Source organism: Bacillus siamensis KCTC 13613, from assembly GCF_000262045.1.
GTDB classification, from domain to species: domain Bacteria; phylum Bacillota; class Bacilli; order Bacillales; family Bacillaceae; genus Bacillus; species Bacillus siamensis.
Window position 1 is genome coordinate 1 of the sequence record NZ_AJVF01000030.1, and the last position, 256, is coordinate 256.

General features: G+C 59.8%; 1 protein-coding gene. It reads right to left on the reverse strand.

Translation table 11 applies throughout. The features are described from left to right. The coding region (locus tag Y79_RS01000000120040; RefSeq protein ID WP_032864787.1) for an AMP-binding enzyme at positions 1–256 on the reverse strand (256 nt) is incomplete at both ends.

Genomic DNA, 256 nt, shown 5'->3' on the forward strand with positions numbered 1-256 from the left:
AAGCTCGTCCATCTCCACCCAGAACGCCGGCACCATGTAGTCCGGAAGCGTGTCTTTCAGCGCTGCTTTGAGCGCTTCGATATCGTCCTGCTGAGGTGCGACATAGGCGCAAAGCGCGGTATTGCCCGATTTGTCTTCCACCGCCGTCACCGCCGCGTCATGAACGTCCGCAAGCTGCGCGAGGCGGACTTCGATTTCTGAAAGCTCGATCCGGTAGCCGCGCACTTTGACCTGCTGGTCGATGCGGCCGATGTAT